Source organism: Fodinicola acaciae, from assembly GCF_010993745.1.
Lineage (GTDB): Bacteria > Actinomycetota > Actinomycetes > Mycobacteriales > HKI-0501 > Fodinicola > Fodinicola acaciae.
Map to the genome: position 1 here is coordinate 1,287,469 of NZ_WOTN01000003.1, position 18,266 is coordinate 1,305,734.

Sequence of the window (18,266 nt, forward strand, 5' to 3'; positions counted from 1 at the left end):
TGGTGGTCAGTTACGGCGTGTCGACCACCAAAACGTCGAGTTCGCGAAACCGGGTGCCTGCCACTCGCTTTTTCGAGCTATGCCTTGGCGCCACCGGTACGCGCACGCAGGTCGAGCTCGATCTCCTCCAGGCTGCGGCCCTTGGTCTCCGGTACGAGCCAGCGCACCAGGAAGAACAAAATGACGCTGATGGCGGCGAAAACGAACGCCGAGTTGGCCAGCCCGATGCCGGTGTTCATCACCGGGAAGATGAACGTGATGGCAAACGTCGCGGCCCACAGCGCCACGCTGCTGACGCCCATGCCGATGCCGCGCACCTTCAGCGGGAACACCTCGGCCATCATGACCCACACGACCGCACCCCAGCCGAGCTCGTAGCCGGCCAGGTAGACGATCAGCAGTACGAGCGTGGTCACGCCGACGACGGTCTGGTTGTGGATGGTCAGTACGGCCACGCCGAGCAGCGCGAGCGTCAGCGCCATGCACACACTTCCGAGCAGCAGCAAGGGTTTGCGGCCCCAGCGGTCCACCACGAAGATGACCCACGCGGTGAAGGCGACCTTCACGGCGCCGAGTACGACGGCGGCCAGCAGCGAGGTGGAGTTGCCGAAGCCGAGGTTGGTGAACATCGTCGGCGCGTACAGGTTGATCGCGTTGACGCCGGACAGTTGCTGACCGACGGCCAGCAGCAGCGCCACGATCAGCGCCGGCTTGGCCCATTTGGCGGCCAGGTCGCGCAGCCGGCCCTGCTGCGCCGCGTCGAGCCGGATGACCTCGCGGATGCTGGCCAGCTCCGACTCGATGTCGCCGCCCCGGTTCGTACTCACCAGCACCGCTCGTGCCTCGTCGTCGCGGCCGGCTTTGAGCAGCCAGCGCGGCGTTTCCGGCATGCCGATCATGCCAAAGAGCAGCACCAGCGCCGGTACGAGCGCGGCGGCGAACATCGCGCGCCAGTTGGCCGACGGGGTGAGGGCCCAGTCGACGATGTACGCGAGCAGGATGCCGGAGACGATCATCAGCTGGTTGAGCGTCGACAGCGCGCCGCGGATCCGAGCCGGTGCGAGCTCGGACAGGTAGGTCGGCACGGTCGCCGACGAGCAGCCGACCGCGAGGCCGACGATCGTCCGCGAGACGACCAGCGTCCACACCTCCGGCGCGAACGTGCAGCCCAGCGTGCCGACGGTGAAGATCGCCGCGGCGACCATGATGGTACGGCGGCGGCCGAGCCGGTCGGTCATCTTGCCGGCAAAGGCCGCGCCGACGACAGCGCCGGCCGCCAGGCAGCCGCCGACGACGCCCTGCTCGACCGCGCCCATGCTCCAGGTTTTCTTGATGAACAACAGGACGCCGGAGATGACACCGAGGTCGTATCCGAACAGGATGCCGCCCAGAGCGCCGAAGAAGTAGTACAACCAGGTGCTGCTGAAAGTGCGCCGGGTCGGCGCAGCCGTCGCTTGTTGCACGTCCAGTCCGCCTTCACTTGGTCCGCAGGTTGTGCCGTCGCCGTCACGGACGGTCAGCGATGGGCACCTGTCGCCGCCGCCGCTGGTGAGGCTGTGCCAACGGTCACATGACACAGACCTGAAGACAAGATGCTGGAGCGAAGAGATTCTGATTTCTGAACAGAATTCGGATACATGAATACGCATTCGTGGCGTACGGTTTGAATCACCCAGCCAGTGAGCGGCGTGCGCGCAGGCACGACGGAGCGAGCGCGGCCGTCGACAGCGCTCCGCGCGCGTATCGCGGACCGAGCCGGCCCGGCGCCTGGACGAACCGCGCGACCCACTCCATGCCGGCGGCGCGCATCCACTCCGGGGCGCGGCGCTCGTTGCCGACCAGGAAGCCAAACCAGCCACCGCAGGTGAGGACGAGCGCCGGCGGCAACCGGTCGAGCCAGCCGGCAACCCACAGCATCTCGGCCGGCGCGCCCAGGCCGACGACGATCGCGTCCGGCCGGGTCGCGCGCAGCCGGTTGACCACCGGGGCCCAGTCCGGCTGGAAACCGTGCTCGGCCAACACCACCTGGCCGCCGAGCCGGCCGGCCAGCACCTCGCCGGCCTCGCCGGCCAGCCCGATCGGACCGCCGACCAGCGCCAGCCGCAGCCGCCGGCCGCGCAGCTTTGCCAGCCCCTGCAACACATCCCAGCCGAGGTCGGTGGTCACCGACCGGCCGATGACCTTGGCACCGGCGAGCTTGGCCAGCCCGACGACCGACGCGCCGTCGGCATAGACCACGTCGGCTTTCGCCATGGCGGCGACGAAATCCGCGTCGTGCCGGTGGTTGAGGCCGCCGACGTGCAGCGCGAAAGCCAAAAACGGCCTGGTGCCGCCGACGCGTACGACCGAACGCGCGATGTGGTCGGCGAGCAGCGGCCGCGGCAGGTCGACGACGTCGAACGGTCCGACGCGTACGGTCGCCGGCCGTTCGGGGGCCGTCGTGACTCGTGCCGACGGGATGGTCATCGCGTCACGCCTGGAAAGCGAACATCGCGCCGGAGCGCCAGTCGCGGCGGTCCACACCCGGACCGGAGACCACCGTCGGGCTGCCGGAAACCCCGCCGTACGCGAAGGAAAAACACCGCAGGTTGCCGTCGGTCGCCACCGAATAGCAGTATTTGCCGCCGGCGTAGAAACCGGATTTCACCTGCGCGAAGGCGGAGTTGCGGGCTGAGGTGAACTGCTGCGCGCCGACCACGTCACTTTGCTGGGTGAAGTAACGGAAATACAGGCCGCTCTGCCCGGCGAGGGTGTAGTAGAGCCGGCCACGGTCGAAAAACATCGACGTGATCGACTGGATCTGGTCGTGCCAGTCGGAGTCGGCGACCACCCGGTCGGCACCGGTGACCGCGACCGCGCTGCCGTACGCACCGCCGCGGAACGGCCGGCGGATCAGCTGTCCGTTGGACTGTCCATAGTAGACAGTGCCGTTCAGCATGAACGCGCCGCGTACGGTCGACCAGTTGATGCCGCCACCGGATCCGCCGCTCGTCGCGGTCACCCGACTGCCGTTGAAATCGTTGACAGTGCTGGAAGTGCCGACCTGTTTGTAGACCTTCGCCGGCAGTCCTGGCGCGGCCGTCGACCGTACGCCGGTGCCACCGCTCAACGGCATGAACGCGATCCGCGCGTGATACTGGTTGGCGATCCGGTCCGTGTCGCTGGCGACCCACAGCCCGGACGGTGTGGCCAGCAGGTCCAGCACGCCGACGCCGAGCGGGTTTCTGGTCGGGTTCCAGGAAAACGGCAGGCCGTTGACCGGGTCGAGCGCGGCGATGCCGGGCCGCGAGACGGCACCCTCGGCCTGCGCGTTGTTGCCGTTGGGGTTGTTTTCCCAGCGAAAATGGCCACCGACGTAGACCGCGGTGCCGGTGATCGCGACCGAGTACGCCGTGTCGCCGCCGGTGTAGTCGACCCAGGTCGGCCACAGCCCGGCACCGCGCGCACCGGTCTCCCAGCGCGCCGACTCGTCGCACGGCGTGCCGGGACCGCGCGGTCCGCCGGTCGTGACGACCACGAAATAGCCGCCGTCCGGCGAAAACCCGACGTTGCGCATGATCGACGGGAATTCCTCGTCGCACGCCTCGTTGTAGAAGTCGGTCTGCCACCAGTCGACCGCGGCGGCACCTCCGCCGGTGGTCAGCATCGCGATCTGCGGTCGCGCGTATCCGCCGACCTGGTTGAAGCTGCCGATCGCGACCAGTTTCCCGGCCGGGCTCACGTCCATCTTGCTGACCTGCAGCGGCGCGCCGTCCTGCGGCTCGGCGAACCGCAGCCGCATGAACGGGTCGTACGCGCCGCTGCTCGCGCTCACCGTCGCGAGCGCCGGCTGCACCGCACCGCCGACGTGCGTGAACGCGCCGGCCACCCAGAGCCGGCCGCCGGACATCCGCAGGTCGGTCACCGGACCGTCCAGCCGCGGCGCGAAACCGCTGATCACCGCGCCGTCGCTGACGCGTACGCGGGCCAGGCCCGGCCGCGACACGCCGCGTACGGTCCGGAACGAGCCGCCGACATACACCGTCCGGCCGTCGCCGGCCGACAGCACCTTGGTGACCTGGCCGTCGACACCCGGGTTGAAGCCGGTGAGTTTGCCGGTGGTCGCGTTGAAAGCGAGCAGCCGCGCGCGCCCGGTCGCCGAGCCACCGACGTTCTGCGCGCGGGTGAACGTGCCACCGAGCACGATCACGTCGCCGACCTGCGCGACCGAGTCGACCTGGCCGTCGAGCACGTTCGGCGTCCAGCCGGCCGGGCGCGCGCTGACCAGCTGGCTCTGCCGGGCCTGCGCGGTGGCGCTCGGCGGGCTCAGCGTGACGGCACACACAGTGACGACCACGCCGGCGAGGATCCGCGACACGCGGCGGCCGGATACGCTGTGCAACCGCTCGACCATGAGCACCTCTCGATCCGGCGTCCGAGTTATCCGCCTTGACGGCAAATGTTATCGACGCTTCGTTGCAGGCAGAATACTGAGGGTCGTGCACACTACGCGGAGCGACCCGCCGCCTCGCGTACGCTCTGCAGCCGATGCGTACGAAACCGCGACTTCCCGAGGGCTGGCCACTGTCGGTGGCCTTCCTCGGCTATCCGCTCTGGTGGGTCCTCGGGATCGGCGAGTTCGTGTTCCTGGCGGCCGCGGTGCCGCTCGCCGTCGCGCTCGTCCGGCGGCGTGACTGGCGTACGCCGCGCGGCTTCGGCTGGTGGTTGCTGTTCCTCGCGATGGTGCTGGTGAGCGCCGCACTGCTGCCGGCGCACGCGCCCGGCGCCGTACCGGAGGCGGGATCGCCGCTGACGTACGGATATCGGCTGCTCTGGTATGCCGCCGTCACCGTCGCGCTGCTCTACATCGGCACGTCGACGGTCAGCGACCTGCGGATGTCGCGGCTGCTCGGCTACATGTTCCTCGTCACGACGATCGGCGGCCTGCTCGGCGTTTTCGCGCCATGGCTGGATTTCCGGTCGCCGGTGGAGATGCTGCTGCCGCATTCGGTGACCGGCAAGGAGTTCATGCACGTGATCGTGCATCCGGCGACCGCCGAGGTGCAGTCGGTCCTCGGATACGTCGAGCCGCGGCCGAAAGCGCCGTTCACGTACGTCAACTCCTGGGGCGCCAACCTGTCGTTCTTCCTGCCGTTCTTCCTGTTCTCGTGGTGCCGGAGGGACTGCGGCTGGCGGCGGTACGTCGCGCCGTTCGTACTCGCCGCGGCGGCGGTGCCGGTCGTCTACTCGCTCAACCGGGGCCTGTGGATCGCGCTCGGCGTCGGCGCCGCCTACGGCATCTTCCAGCTCGCGCGCGCCGGCCGCACGTGGATCGTCGGCGCGGCGGCGGGCGCGGTGCTGGTGATCGTGCTGGCGATCGTCGTGTCGCCGCTCGGCGAGGTGATCAACGAGCGGCTGCAGCATCCACACAGCAACAACCGGCGTTCCGCGCTCGCCGTCGCCACCGTCGATTCGATGATGCGCGGCTCGCCGCTGGTCGGCTTCGGCAACACGCGCGACGTACAGGGCAACTTCTTCTCGATCGCCGGCTCGGGCACACCGGACTGTCCGGCCTGCGCGGTGCCGCCGCTGGGCACCCAGGGCCACCTGTGGCTGTTGCTGTTTTCGCAGGGTCTGGTCGGCACCGCCTTCTTCCTGGCATTTCTGCTGGTCAGGGGCTTCTACGCGTATCGCTGCCGAGACCCGATGGCGGTCGTCGCGCTCGCGCTGCTGCTCTTCTTCGGCATCGAGATGTTCGTCTACGACGTGCTCGGGCCACCGGTCTTCACGCTGATGCTCGCGCTGGGGCTTGCCTGGCGGGCCGGGCGCGGGGCGGAAACCGGACACGGCAAAATATCGCAAAACATGGCAATTGCTGAGCTATCGTCGCGAGCTATCGCAGAACGCGCGAGGAGGTGAGTGGGATCGACAGCACCGACCTCGTGGTCCGGCACCGGCCAGCCGTGGATCTCACACAGGTCGCCGAACGGCTCTGGCCGGCCCCCGCGCGCGTTGAACAGTGCGCGCGGCGGGAGCCGGCGACCTCGGTCGTACGCGAGCTGGCCTTCGTCCCCAACGCGCGCGAGCCGCGCATGCTCGTACCAGCGGACCTCCCGCGCGCCGCGTCCGGCGCGGTCCGCCGGTTCAGCGCCGGGCTCAGCCGCGCCGAGCACCTGACCAGGCTCGTCGCCGGCCTGGCGCTGCGGCTGCCGGGCTCCGGCCGGCTGCTCGCCGACCGGCTGCGGATCACCGCGACCGGTCATCCGGAGTCGATCGAGACGCACCTGTCGGACCTGCTCGGCATGCCGGTGCTGGTCGGCATCGGCGTCGGCGCGCTGCGCGCCAACCAGAAGCCGGTGCTGCAGGTCTTCGACCGCGCCGGCCGCACGGTCGCGTTCGTCAAGGTCGGCGACGGACCGGTGTCGCGCCAGCTGGTCGAGCGCGAGGCTGTGGCGTTGCGGGAGGTCAACGGCCGGTGCTGGCAGCGGCTGCGTACGCCGACGGTCGTCCACAATGGATGGTGGCGCGATCTGCGGCTGCTGGTGATCTCACCGGTGCCGGCGACCAGCCGGCCGCGGTTGCGCCGGGCCGGCGGCCCGCCGACCGCGGCGATGGCCGAGCTGGCCGCGGGTTTCGACAGCGGCACAAGGAAAATCGCCGACTGCCCGCTGCTGTCGCGGCTGCGTACGACGGCGGATCTGTTGGCGGACGGGGAAAACGCGCGGCGGCTCGGATCGGCGGTCGACGCGATCGAAGCGCGTGCCGGCGACGTCTCGTTGCGGCTGGGCGGATGGCACGGCGACTGGACGCCGTGGAACATGTCGGCGCGCGGCCAGCAGGTCGGCCTGTGGGACTGGGAACGCTTCGACACCGGGGTGCCGGTCGGCTTCGACCTCGTGCACTTTCTCGTCCAGTCCGCGGCGCGCCGGCACGGCATCGCCGAGGCCGTCGTCGACCACGCGGTTTCGCAGGCGGGACAACGAATCGGGCCGTATGGCGAGCTGATCGGCACGCTCTACACGGCGACCGTCGCGGCGCGATATCTGCACGCGTCGGAGCCGGCGACGGGCGCGCCGCTGCGCGCGCAGGCACAGCTGATGCTGCGGATGCTCGGCGCACGCGTCGACCGCGTGCCGGAAGGACAGGTGCGATGATCGCCAGCTCGGTGCGCAAACCGGTCATCGGAGCGGTCCGTACGGTCGGCCGGTTGACGCCGACTTTCCGTATGTTGCCAAGCTTTCTGGTGGTCGGCGCGCAGCGCGCCGGCACCACCAGCATGCACAAGCTGCTGTCCGCCCACCCGGCCGTCGCCGCGCCGCTGTTTCTCAAGGGCACCAGCTATTTCGACGTGAACTACGACCGCGGACCGTCCTGGTATCGCGGCCACTTTCCGGTGCGTACGGGGAAAGTCACCTTCGAGTCGTCCGGCTACTACCTGTTTCATCCGCTCGCGGCGGCTCGGATCGGCCACGATCTGCCAGACGTACGGCTGGTCGCGCTGGTGCGCGATCCGGTCGAGCGCGCGTATTCGGCCTTCCGGCACGAGCTGGCGCGTGGATTCGAGACCGAGACCGACTTCGTACGCGCGTTGGCGCTGGAGGACGAGCGGCTGCTCGGTGAGGAGCAACGGATCCGCGCGGATCCGCGCTATCGCAGCCACAGCCACCGCCATCACGCGTACGCGCGGCGCAGCCTCTACGCACCGCAGCTGCGGCGGCTGCGCGAGGTGGTCGGCGACCGGTTGCTGACCATCGACGCGGACGCTTTCTTCGCCGAGCCGGAAAAGGAGTTCGTCCGGCTGCAGGAATGGCTCGGCCTGCCGGTGTGGACGCCAGAGGAGTATCCGCGGCTGAACGCCAGGCCCGGCTCGGCGTTGGAGCCGGCTTTGCGGCAACGACTGCTCGACGGTTTCGAGGCCGCGGACCAGGAACTGGTCGAGTTTCTCGGCGACATCCCGAGCTGGCGGCGATGACGGACCTGGTTTTGGCCGCCTATCTCCGGATCCCACGCCGGGGTTGGGCCGCCATCGGCGGCTGCGCGCTGATCGGCCTGCTCGCCGGCGTGGCGGTGTTGCTCGGCCAGCCGGCGAGTTTTCGCGCGACCGTGCCGATCCTGGTCGCCGACCAGCCGGTGGCGGTCGTCGCGCCGGGCCAGGGCACCGCGAAGTGGATCACCGTGGACACCGAGGCCCGGCGGGTGACCAGTGAGGACGTACTCGCCGAGATTTCCCGCGCCACCGGTGACGGCGATCCGCTGGCGCATCTCGATCTCGGCGCCGTGCCAGGGACGAAGGTGCTGACGATCGGCTATCGGTCCGGCTCGGCGGCCCAGGCGGTGGCCGGAGTTTCGGCCGCCGTGAAGGGATATCTGACGGCGCGCACCGACTTTCTGTTGGCACGGCGGTCCGCCGCGGTCGCGGCACTGTCCGGCAACGTCGACCGCCTGGTCGCGGAGTTGGGTGATACACCGAAAAACGCTGCCGGCAAGGCCGCGCGGCAGCAGCTCTATCGGCGGATCGGCGAGTTGCAGACGGCGATGGTCAACAGCGCCAACCTCGGCGTCTATGCCGGCGACGCGCTGCGTACGCCGTCGGTCGCCGCGGAAGGCACCGCCAACCGTCCCGTGCCACTGGTCTCCGGCGCCGTGCTCGGCGCGCTCGCCGGTCTCTGGTTCGCGCGCCGCACACACACATTGGCGAAAGGCAAGGCATGACCGAGAAAGTCAGCGTGGTCGTCGCGACGCACAAGCGGCCGGAGCTGTTGCGCGCGGCCGTACGGTCGATCCTCGCGCAGGACTATCGCGGCGAGGTCGAGTGTGTGGTCGTCTTCGACCGCTGCGAACCGGACCATCAGCTGCGCGAGGAGCTGGTGCCGCTCGGACCCGACCGGTCGCTGGTCGTCATCGGCAACGATCGCACGCCAGGCCTGGCCGGCGCGCGTAATGCCGGTGTCGCGGCGAGTTCCGGCTCGTTGCTGGCCTTCTGCGATGACGACGACAGCTGGTGGCCGGACAAGCTCGCCAAGCAGGTTGGCTTGTTACGTGCGGAAAACCGCGACCTGGTGGTGTGCGGCATCGAGATCAACTACGGCGACCGCACGCACCTACGCGTGCCGCGGCCGGCCGACCTGACCGTCGACGAGCTGGCCAGGCGCCGGGTCATGGAGGCGCATCCGTCGACGGTTTTGGTCACTCGCCAGGCATTCACCCTGATCGGCGAGGTCGATGAGAAGTTGCCCGGCAGTTATGCGGAGGATTACGACTGGATGCTGCGTGCGGTGTCGTACGCCTCGGTCGGTGTCGTGCCGGAGCCGCTGGTCGAGGTTTTGTGGCACCGTGGCTCGTATTTCGCCGAGCGCTGGCAGATGATCATCGACGCTTTGGACTATTGCGTGGCGAAACATCCGGCGCTGCGCAACAGCTCGCGCGGACTTTCCCGGATTTATGGCCAGAAGGCGTTCGCGTACGCGGCGCTGGGTCGCCGCTCGGACGCGCGGCGGTGGGCCTGGCGGTCGTTGCGGCTGCATCCGGCCGAGCGGCGCTCGTATCTGGCCATCCTGGTCAGTGCGCGGCTGATCTCGGCGGCCACCGTCCTGCACCTCGCCCACAACGCCGGCCGGGGGATCTGACGTGACCGAGCAACGGCGTGGAATCGGCTGGATCTGGCCGCGGCTGCGGCGCAGCTGGCTGCCGCTGGTGCTGGTTTTCGTGGTGGTGGCCGGAGGTGTGGCCGTTGTCGGTGTCGTGCGGCCGGCGAGCCGCGTCGCGACCGCCAGCGTGCTGATCAATCCCTTGGACGGCAACCCGTACTCGACCGGGTCGCGGGGCCAGAACCTGACCAACCTGCAGACCGAAAGTCAGCTGGTGACCAGCGACGCGGTGGTGGCGATCGCGAAGCGTACGATCGGCACCGACGAGGACTTTCCAGCGCTGGCGGCGAAAGTCTCGGTCGACACACCGAGCAACACACAGGTGTTGGAGATCAGCTTCGCCGCGCGTACGACTCCGGCCGCGGTCGCCGGCGCCAACGCTTTCGCGAAGGCCTATTTGGCCACGCGCGCACAACGCGCCGACGCCAACGCCGCTTCGCAACTGGCGCTCTACACCGCTGAGGCCAACAAAATCCGTGCCGCGATGACGTCGACCGGAGCGGACCTGGCCAACACCAGCGCCACCAGCCCGCGCGGCCAGGTGCTGACGCAGCAGCTCACCGTCTACGCCTCGCAGCTGGCAAAAGTGCAGGCGACGATCAGCGACCTGCGGACCAGCCAGCCCGAGCCCGGCCAGGTCATCACGCCGGCCGCGGACGCGACCGGCGGCCTCGGCCTGCCGGTCTATCTGCTCGCCGGCCTGTTGCTCGGCCTGCTCGCCGCCGCCTTTCTGGCTGGTTGGCTGGCCTTTTCCGACGACCGCGTGTATGTCCCGGCCGATCTTTCTCGCGCCGGCTTCACGGCGCTCGGCGACGCCGCGCCACTGTCCACTGTGGACGCACCGACCACCGATGCCGACCGCTCCCGGCGAGTCATGGTGTCGGTTGGCGCGACGGCCCCGGCGACGCTGCTCGTCGTCGACGCGGCGGTGGCCGCGGCACGGCTGGCGATTTCGTTTGCCAAGGCCGACAACTCGGTGATCCTGATCGACGCCGCGCGCGGCGCGTTGACCGAGGCGCTCGACGAGCCGGCGATTCCGGGGCTGTCCGAGGTGCTGGTGCGCAAGCGCGAGGCGGTCAAGCTGCTGCGCCGGCCGCGGCCCCGGCTGGCTTTTCTGGCCAGTGGCGCCGATCCGGATGCGGCGGCCGACCGCTTCCAGTCGGACCGCTGGTCGGCGCAGCTGGCTCTGCTGGCGCAACATGCCGACTATGTCGTACTTTCCGCGTCGGCCACGGACAGTCTCGCGCTCGCCAGCTCGTCGTCGGCGGCCATTCTCTGCGCGACCGCCGGGCAGACGCGCGTACGCGACCTGCGCGCGACGGCCGACGAGCTGGAGCGGTGCGGCGGCAGCGTACTCGGCGTCTTCCTGACCGCCGGCGAGGCGGTGTCCGATTGTCACCCCGCGGCTGAATCCGAGCAGGAGCAATCGATTTCGCCGGCGCAATCGGAATCCGATCGCGTCGACGTGGCGGCGGCGGAGCGGCCGTCGCCGCGGCCAAAGCAGGCCGAGCGGACGGCGGCCGGACGACCGTGACCGCCGCTCGCGTCCCCACGCTGGCCGCCTCGCCGGCCGGCAGCCTCGACGCGATCGCGCGCGGCGGCACGGCCAACCTGATCGGCGCCGGGGTGTCAGCGGTGGCGACCTTCGCGGTCGTCGCGGTCGTCACCAACCGCGTGCCGACCGAGGTCGCCGGCAGCTTTTTCGCGTCCACGTCGGTGTTCCTGGTCGCGATCGCGGTCGCCGAGCTGGGGTCGGACGTGTCGCTGGCGCGCTGGCTTCCGCATTATTTGGTGGAAAGGCGTACGACCGCGGCGCGCACCTGCCTGCGCGTCTGCCTGCGGTCGGTGCTGGTGGCCGGCATCCTCTGCGGCATCGCGATGTTGATTGCCGGTCCGGCGCTCGCGCCGCTGGTCGGCGGCGCGACCGACCACCGGCAGGTGACCGTCGGCCTGCTGGCATTGGCGGTGTTCGTACCGATCGCCGGCGTCTACGACACGGTGATCGCGGCGACCCGCGGCTATGGCTCGATGCGACCGTCCGCCCTGGTCGAACGCGTCGGGCGCAGCGTTTTGCAGGTGCTGACAGTGGCGATCGCCGTCCTGGCCGGCGCGCCGATGGCCTGGCTGTCGATCGCCTGGGCCATTCCGTACGGCGTCGGACTGGTCGTCGGCGCGTGGTGGCTGCTGCGGTTGGTACGGGCTGCGGACGTTGACCGGCGGCCGAGTCCGATCGGCACTGCCGCGGTGACGCGCGAATACTGGTCGTACACGCTGCCGCGAGCGGTCGCGCGGATCTGCCAGATTCTGTTGCAGCGGGCCGACATCGTGCTGGTCGCTGTGCTGCGGTCGCCGACCGAGGCAGCGGTCTACACGGCGGCCACGCGGTTCCTGGTGCTCGGCCAGCTGGTCGCCCTGGCCGTGCAGAACGTCCTCGCGCCGCACCTGTCGAAACTGTTGGCGCGCCACGACCATCGCGGCGCGGAACGGGTTTTCCAGGTGACCACGGCATGGACGATGGCGGTCAGCTGGCCGCTCTATCTGGTCAGCGTCGGCCTCGCGCCGCTGCTGCTGTCGATCTTCGGCGATCACTACCACTCCGGTGAGTTGGTGGTCGTCCTGCTCGCGCTGGCAACGGTCGTGTCGGCGGTCTGCGGTCCGGTCGACACCGTCCTGCTGATGGCCGGCGGCAGCAAACGCAGCCTGTTCAACAACGCCGCTGCGCTGGTCGTCGACCTGGTTTTGGACGTATTGCTGATCCCCTCGCTCGGGATGACCGGCGCGGCGATCGGCTGGGCCGCCGCGATCGTCGTTCGCAACGTGCTGCCGCTCGCGCAGGTGCGCGGCCAGCTGCACATGACGCCGTTCACCAAGGCGGTCTGGTGGGTCGCCGGCCTGACCGTCGTCTGCTTCGGCCTGCCGCCGCTCGCGCTGCGGTTTTTCTTTGGCCTGCAATGGTGGTCGGCGACCGTGTTGGTGGCGGTCTGCTCCGCCGGCTACGCCGCCGCGCTGCTGAGCCGGCCGGACCTGCTCGCCCTGGACTCCTTTGCCAGCATGCTGCCGCGCCGGCTGCGTCCGCTGATCACCCGCACCGCCACGCTGAAGGAAAACTACTCATGAAGTCACTCCCCCGCCGCGCGCTCAACGCCGCCAAGTTCCGCGGCCGCAAGGTCGCACTTCGCAGCCGTACGACCGCGTTGGCGCTCGCCGACCGTGCCACCAGCGCCGCTCGCCGTAACGTGCCGGAGCCGATCCGGCTGCGGCTGTCGCGCACCTTCCTTCGGCCGGCGCAACCCGCGCGCGTGTCGATCGACAAACTGTTGCTCGGAGCGCAAGGCGGCCTCAGCGCGACCGATTTCGCGCGTGTCACTGGCAATCCGCTCTGGCCGTCGACGCGCGTCGCCGACGGTCCGCATGTCGCCTTGTTGCAGGCCGGCGCCGTCACCGACGACGACATCCTGGCGAGCCGCTATGGCCAGCTCGGGTTGGCCTGCCTGCGCGCCACCGGCGGCTTTTTCTGGGCCGACTCGCCGGCCGGGGTGGTCGAGGTCGCGCGCGATTTCCTCGCGCGGCGCCGATCCACCGGCGGGTACGAGCCGCGTGCCAACCAGAGCGGCACCGACGATCCGATCCTGGTGGAGAAGATCCGCGACTCCGACTGCTATTCGGTGCTGGACGGCCATCACCGGATCGCGCTCGCCTACGCGGCGGGTGAGACCGCGGTTTCCGTTGTCGTGAAACGTACGTCCACCAGCACGCCGCTGCAGGAGCTGCTGCGCCGGATGAGCTGGCTGGAAGGCTCGACCGAGCTTTATCAGCCGGTGGACTTCCCGGAGCTGAAAAGCTGGACGCTGGTGCGGCAGTGCACCGACCGGCTGGACAAGATGCAGAAATTTCTCGACACCCGGCGCATTTTCGGCTCCTACCTCGATGTCGCGAGCTGCTATGGCTGGTTCGTCGAACGCATGTCGGCGGTCGGCTTCGTCGCGGAAGGCATCGAAAAAGACCCGCTGGCGGTGCCGCTGGGGACGGCGATCTACCGGCTCCAGCCCGGCATGGTCCACAGTGGACAGTGCGAGGAGTTCCTGCGCGGCGGCCGGGTCTGGGACGTGGTCTCCTGCTTCAGCCTGCTGCACCATTTCGTCCTCGGCCGCGGCTCGGTGAGTGCCGAGGAGCTGGTCAAGCTGCTCGACGCGGCGACCGGATCGGTGCTGTTCCTGGACATGGGCCAGGAGCACGAGGACTGGTTCGGCACCAGCCTCGCCGGCTGGGACGCCGAGCGGATCAGGGCTTTCCTTGCCGAGCACGGCACTTTCGACGAGATCGTCGACCTCGGTCCGGACAGCGACGGCGTCGGCGCGTACGCCGGCAACTACGGCCGGCACCTCTTCGCCTGCGTCCGTCAAGCGGTGTCGAGGTAGGCGAGGACAGCCAGTACGCGGCGGTGGTCCTCGTCGGTGGCGGCGAGGCCGAGCTTGGTGAGGATGCTGCCCACGTGCGTCTCCACGGTCCGCTCGGTCAGCCAGAGCCGGCGCGCGATGCCGACGTTCGTACGGCCCTCGGCCATCAGGCCCAGCACCTCACGCTCGCGCCGCGTCAGGCTGTCGAGCGGGTTCTGGCCGATCAGCCGCGCCACCACCTCCGGATCGAGCGCGGAGCCACCGCCGGCCACGCGCCGCAGCGCGTCGAGGAAATCATCGACGTCCAGCACACGGTCCTTGAGCAGATAGCCAAAACGGCCACTGCTGACCAGCTCGACCGAGTGCCGCGTCTCGACGTGCTGCGACAGCAACACGATGCCAAGCCGCGGAAACTCCTTCCGGATCCGCCGCGCCGCGCGAGCGCCGTCGTCGGTGCCGTCCGGCGGCATCCGGATGTCGACGATCGCGAGATCCGGCCGCTGCGCGCGTACGGCCTCCACCAGGCTCGGCGCATCCGGCGCCTTGGCGGCGATCTCATGGCCGGCGTCGGCGAGCAGACGCGCGAGACCTTCGCGAAAGAGCACCGAGTCCTCGCCGATCACGATGCGCACGGCAGCACCGCCTCCACCGTCGTGCCGCCGCCGAGTGCGCTGTCGACCAGCAGTTTTCCGCCGACCGCCGCGACCCGATCGGTGAGCCCGACCAGTCCGGATCCCGGGCCGACGCGCGCACCGCCGCGGCCGTCGTCCATCACGCGTACGCGCAGACAGCCGTCCGCCTGGCCAACGGACAGCGCGATCCGGTCGGCGGCGGCGTGCTTGACCGCGTTGGCGATCGCCTCGCTGGCCACGTAATAGGCGGTTGTCACGACGTCGTCCGGCAGGTCGCCGGGCGGCAGGTCGACGCGTACGTCCACCGGACTGCTGCGGGTCAGCGCGGCGAGCGCTGGACCGAGACCATCGTCGAGGCTGCTCGGGCGCAGGCCGTGCGCGATCTGCCGCAGCTCGGCGACCGCCGTGCCCAGCTCGGCGACGGCCTCGTCGATCAGGCCATCGACCTCGACACTGCCGTCGTCCAGGTGGCGCTGCGCCAACCGGAGCGTCATGCCGAGCGCGACCAGCCGCTGCTGCGCGCCGTCATGCAGGTCGCGCTCCAACCTCCGCCGCTCCTGATAGCCGACATGCAGCAGCCGCGCGCGACTGGATTCGACCGCGCGCAAGGCGTTCGCCAGTTCCAGGCGCAGCCGCACGACCTCGACGATCAGCGCGGCCGCGGCGGCGATCTCACGCAGCAGCTCGCGCGAGGCGGCGCCGGCCAGCAGGCCGATCCGCTGGCCGCCGAGCATGATCGGCGCGTGGCCGTCGACCTCCGGCATCGCGGCGCCATTGGCATCGACGAACTCCGACTCGCCAGGCAGCACGTAACCGACGCGCAGCGACGGATCGCGCATGGCCACACGCAACACGTCTTCCAGCTGCTCCGGCCGCGCCGTGCCGGCGTTGGTGCCCTGCCGGAGGTTGTCGAGCGCGGCCAGCGCGGCGCGGCGCAGCGGATAGAGGCGCCGGTCGACCTGCCGTTGCAGGCCGGCGCGCAGCGGACTCAGCGCGACCGCGCACAACGCGGTGGCACCGGCCGCCGCGACGGCGGACGTACGGCCGAGAATCAGGCCGCCGGCAAAGGATACTGCGCTGAAGATCGCCAGCAGCGCGGCGGTGAGCAGGCCGTACGTGACCGCCGCGCTGATCGCCTTGTCGACGTCGTAGAGGTCGTGCCGGAGCACCGCGATGGTGGTCGCGGCCGGTACGGCCAGATAGGTCGCGGCGAGGCCAACCAGCACGAACTCGTCGGGCCGGCCGAGCACCGCGTATCCGGTCCAGCACAGCAACAGCGTCGCCGGCAGGAAGCCGCCGGCCAGCGCGAACCACTTCAGCTGCGCTCGCCGTACGGCGTCGGCGCGCCGATAGCGCAGCACCATCGACACCGCCGCGGCGACGAGGAAACCCAGCAACGTAGGCAAAAGTACGGCCGCACCGGCGACCGCCACAGTGGACATCGGCTGGCCGTTCTCGTACGGCGGCCGATATGAGCCGGGGTCGAGCGCGATGACCAGCTGGATCGCCAGCGCGTCGGCGAGCAGCGCGGCGATCCCCCAGCGCCAGCGACGGCTCGGCAGCCGGCCGTCCGGCAGGAACAGCACCAGCAGGACCACCGGCACGTACCACCAGACCCAGTCGCCCTGCAGCGCCGCGACCAGCCACGACCACTCGGCCACCCGCCCGGCGGCGCTGACCGACAGGTATGTGTCGCCGGCGGCGACCGCGATCGGCGTGAGGCCGATCCAGCACAGCAACGCGCCGACCGGATTCGCCGGCCGGAGCCGCGCGACGAGCAGGCCGAGGAACGTCGAGACCGCGCCTATTGCGGCGGCGCCACCGACATAGCCGATCGCGTCGGCGGTCGGTGCGTACGTGAGCAGCCAGATGCCGACCGCCACGACCGCCGCGTACAGCGTGGCGATGGCGACGGCCGACCGGTACGCGGGGCGGCTGGGCGGCATGCCTCACGGTAGCCCGCCGGCCTGGTCTGGCACCTCCGTACAGGCACGGGGATCACTGCCTTTGCACGCGGTGTTCGGGGCACGGACAGATGCCGTCGCTCGGCGAACGACGCCTGTTGGGTGGCGCTCGGCAACGACGACATCCCTACGGCCCTCGGCGAACGCCGCCATTTTCGCGGCACTCACCGCGAGCGCCGTACTTTCCGCCGCAGTGAACGAACGACGACATTTGCGCGCCGCTCGCCGAGAGACGCCATTCGCGCGACCCTGCGCGCCGAACGACGCACATCGGGCGACAATCGGCGAGCGCCGCGCTTTCCGCGGCACTCAACGAACGACGTGATTTCCGCGGCACTCAACGAACGACGTGATTTGCGCGGCGCTCGGCGAGAGACGCCATTCGTGCGACACTGAACGCCGAACGACGCACACCAGGCGGCAGTCAGCGAACGCCGCGCTTTCCGCGGCAGCCAACGAGCGACGCACATTCCTCGATACTCGACGAACGACGAGATTTGCGCGGCACTCGGCGAGAGACGCCATTCGCGCGACACTGAACGCCGAACGACGCACACCAGGCGGCAGTCAGCGAACGCCGCGCTTTCCGCGGCACTCAACGAACGACGACATTTGCGCGGCGCTCGGCGAGAGACGCCATTCGTACGACACTGAACGCCGAACAGCGCACATCGGGCGGCAGTCGGCGAGGGACGGACAGATGCCGTCACTCGGCGAGCGACGCCTGTTGCGCGTCGGTCGGCGGGCGTCGGTCGGCGGGCGTCGGTCGGCGGGCGCGTCGGTCGGCGGGCGCGTCGGTCGGCGGGCGCGGGCGCGGGCGGGGCGCGTCGGTACGCGTCGGCGGTCAGTGGGCCGTGGCCGCGCGGCCCCAGGCGGCGACAGTGGTGATGCCGAGGTCGTGGACCCGCGGATCGGCCAGCGCAGCGAGGCCGGCGGTCGCCTCCGGCTCGGTGATGTCACCGGCCGCCAACGCGTCCGGCAGTACGCGCTGAAACGACACGCGCCAGAAGGTCGGCCATGGCTCGCCACCGGTGAAACCCGGCCAGTTGCCGTCGCTGCCGCAGTCACGCAGACCGGCGGCGACCAGCGGCTCCGGGAACGTACGCGTCCACGCTCCGTCGGCGCCGAAGCGCCGGCGGGCGGCGGCGAGACAGGCCGTCGCGGTCCGCCGGTACGCCTCGTGGCGCGTCGACGCGAGAGCGAAGTCGCTGGCCTCCTCGACCAGCAGCACACCGCCTGGCGCCAGCCACGACGCGATCCGCCGCAGGTGACGCGCGCCGTCGCTCAGGTTGCTGAGGACCCATCGCAGGTGGATGAGGTCAAAGGACGCCGCCCGGAAGCCGTCGGTGGTCAGGTCGTGCCGCAGGACCAGCAGGTTCGGCTCGCGGCACTCGGACAGAAACGCGGTGCTCACGTCGGTGGCGACCACCTGCGCCGACGGGTACGTGCGCGCGAGCCAGCGGGCCACCGTCCCGAGGCCGGCGCCGAGCTCCAGAAACCTGCCGCCCGGCTTCGGCCGCAACGCGCGTATCCGCTGCTCAGTGTGCGGATCGAGCGCCTCGGCCATCAGTGCGAGACGGGCGCGCTCGCCGTCGGCGTCGTGCGCGAACAGGACGTCGGAATAGCGCTCCATGGAACCCCGCTTCC

14 protein-coding genes are annotated in these 18,266 nt (G+C 70.1%); 8 read left to right on the top strand and 6 right to left on the bottom strand.

From position 1 onward, the window contains the following. Window positions 1–77: 77 nt before the first annotated feature. The 3 genes from GNX95_RS32255 to GNX95_RS32265 all read right to left on the bottom strand — a co-directional run bounded on the left by GNX95_RS32255 (window position 78) and on the right by GNX95_RS32265 (window position 4,393). On the bottom strand, window positions 78–1,463 hold the full coding sequence (locus tag GNX95_RS32255) for a sugar porter family MFS transporter (RefSeq protein WP_246281831.1): 1,386 nt from the start codon (window positions 1,461–1,463) through the stop codon (window positions 78–80). A 205-nt stretch (window positions 1,464–1,668) separates the two neighbouring features. After that, window positions 1,669–2,466, bottom strand: coding sequence for a WecB/TagA/CpsF family glycosyltransferase (locus GNX95_RS32260; RefSeq protein ID WP_163511440.1), 798 nt, complete (start codon window positions 2,464–2,466; stop codon window positions 1,669–1,671). 4 nt (window positions 2,467–2,470) lie between these two features. Continuing rightward, complete coding sequence (locus GNX95_RS32265; protein WP_163511441.1) at window positions 2,471–4,393, bottom strand: hypothetical protein; 1,923 nt, start codon at window positions 4,391–4,393, stop codon at window positions 2,471–2,473. Window positions 4,394–4,527: 134 nt separating this feature from the next. Between GNX95_RS32265 and GNX95_RS32270 the strand changes: the two genes are divergently transcribed. Genes GNX95_RS32270 through GNX95_RS32305 form a run of 8 tightly spaced genes read left to right on the top strand, consistent with a single transcriptional unit; the run spans window position 4,528 to window position 14,044 of the window. Next, window positions 4,528–5,898, top strand: coding sequence for a hypothetical protein (locus GNX95_RS32270; protein ID WP_163511442.1), 1,371 nt, complete (start codon window positions 4,528–4,530; stop codon window positions 5,896–5,898). Beyond that, window positions 5,895–7,133, top strand: coding sequence for a phosphotransferase (locus GNX95_RS32275; protein WP_163511443.1), 1,239 nt, complete (start codon window positions 5,895–5,897; stop codon window positions 7,131–7,133). The genes GNX95_RS32270 and GNX95_RS32275 overlap by 4 nt, the downstream gene beginning before the upstream one ends. Further along, entirely contained in the window at window positions 7,130–7,951 is an 822-nt protein-coding gene (locus GNX95_RS32280) for a sulfotransferase family protein (protein WP_163511444.1), read from the top strand. The genes GNX95_RS32275 and GNX95_RS32280 overlap by 4 nt, the downstream gene beginning before the upstream one ends. Next, window positions 7,948–8,691 (top strand): GumC domain-containing protein, encoded by a 744-nt coding sequence (locus GNX95_RS32285; protein WP_163511445.1) that lies wholly within the window; start codon window positions 7,948–7,950, stop codon window positions 8,689–8,691. The genes GNX95_RS32280 and GNX95_RS32285 overlap by 4 nt, the downstream gene beginning before the upstream one ends. Then, window positions 8,688–9,605: a glycosyltransferase family 2 protein gene (locus GNX95_RS32290; RefSeq protein ID WP_163511446.1), complete on the top strand. Its 918-nt coding sequence runs from the start codon at window positions 8,688–8,690 to the stop codon at window positions 9,603–9,605. The genes GNX95_RS32285 and GNX95_RS32290 overlap by 4 nt, the downstream gene beginning before the upstream one ends. A gap of 1 nt (window position 9,606) precedes the next feature. Then, a complete protein-coding gene (locus GNX95_RS32295; protein WP_163511447.1) occupies window positions 9,607–11,160 on the top strand; it encodes a CpsD/CapB family tyrosine-protein kinase in 1,554 nt (517 codons plus the stop codon). Further along, complete coding sequence (locus GNX95_RS32300) at window positions 11,157–12,743, top strand: lipopolysaccharide biosynthesis protein (protein ID WP_163511448.1); 1,587 nt, start codon at window positions 11,157–11,159, stop codon at window positions 12,741–12,743. The genes GNX95_RS32295 and GNX95_RS32300 overlap by 4 nt, the downstream gene beginning before the upstream one ends. Beyond that, on the top strand, window positions 12,740–14,044 hold the full coding sequence (locus tag GNX95_RS32305; protein WP_163511449.1) for a ParB N-terminal domain-containing protein: 1,305 nt from the start codon (window positions 12,740–12,742) through the stop codon (window positions 14,042–14,044). Before GNX95_RS32300 ends, GNX95_RS32305 begins: the two co-directional genes overlap by 4 nt. Here GNX95_RS32305 and GNX95_RS32310 read toward each other — a convergent pair. The 3 genes from GNX95_RS32310 to GNX95_RS32320 all read right to left on the bottom strand — a co-directional run bounded on the left by GNX95_RS32310 (window position 14,026) and on the right by GNX95_RS32320 (window position 18,252). Further along, window positions 14,026–14,655 carry a response regulator transcription factor gene (locus GNX95_RS32310; RefSeq protein WP_163511450.1) on the bottom strand — a complete coding sequence of 210 codons (630 nt, stop codon included), beginning with the start codon at window positions 14,653–14,655 and terminating at the stop codon, window positions 14,026–14,028. The genes GNX95_RS32305 and GNX95_RS32310 overlap by 19 nt on opposite strands. Beyond that, window positions 14,643–16,601 carry a sensor histidine kinase gene (locus GNX95_RS32315; RefSeq protein ID WP_163511451.1) on the bottom strand — a complete coding sequence of 653 codons (1,959 nt, stop codon included), beginning with the start codon at window positions 16,599–16,601 and terminating at the stop codon, window positions 14,643–14,645. The genes GNX95_RS32310 and GNX95_RS32315 overlap by 13 nt, the downstream gene beginning before the upstream one ends. An 862-nt stretch (window positions 16,602–17,463) precedes the next feature. Next, window positions 17,464–18,252, bottom strand: a complete 789-nt coding sequence (locus tag GNX95_RS32320) for a class I SAM-dependent methyltransferase (RefSeq protein WP_163511452.1) — start codon at window positions 18,250–18,252, stop codon at window positions 17,464–17,466. Window positions 18,253–18,266 lie beyond the last annotated feature (14 nt).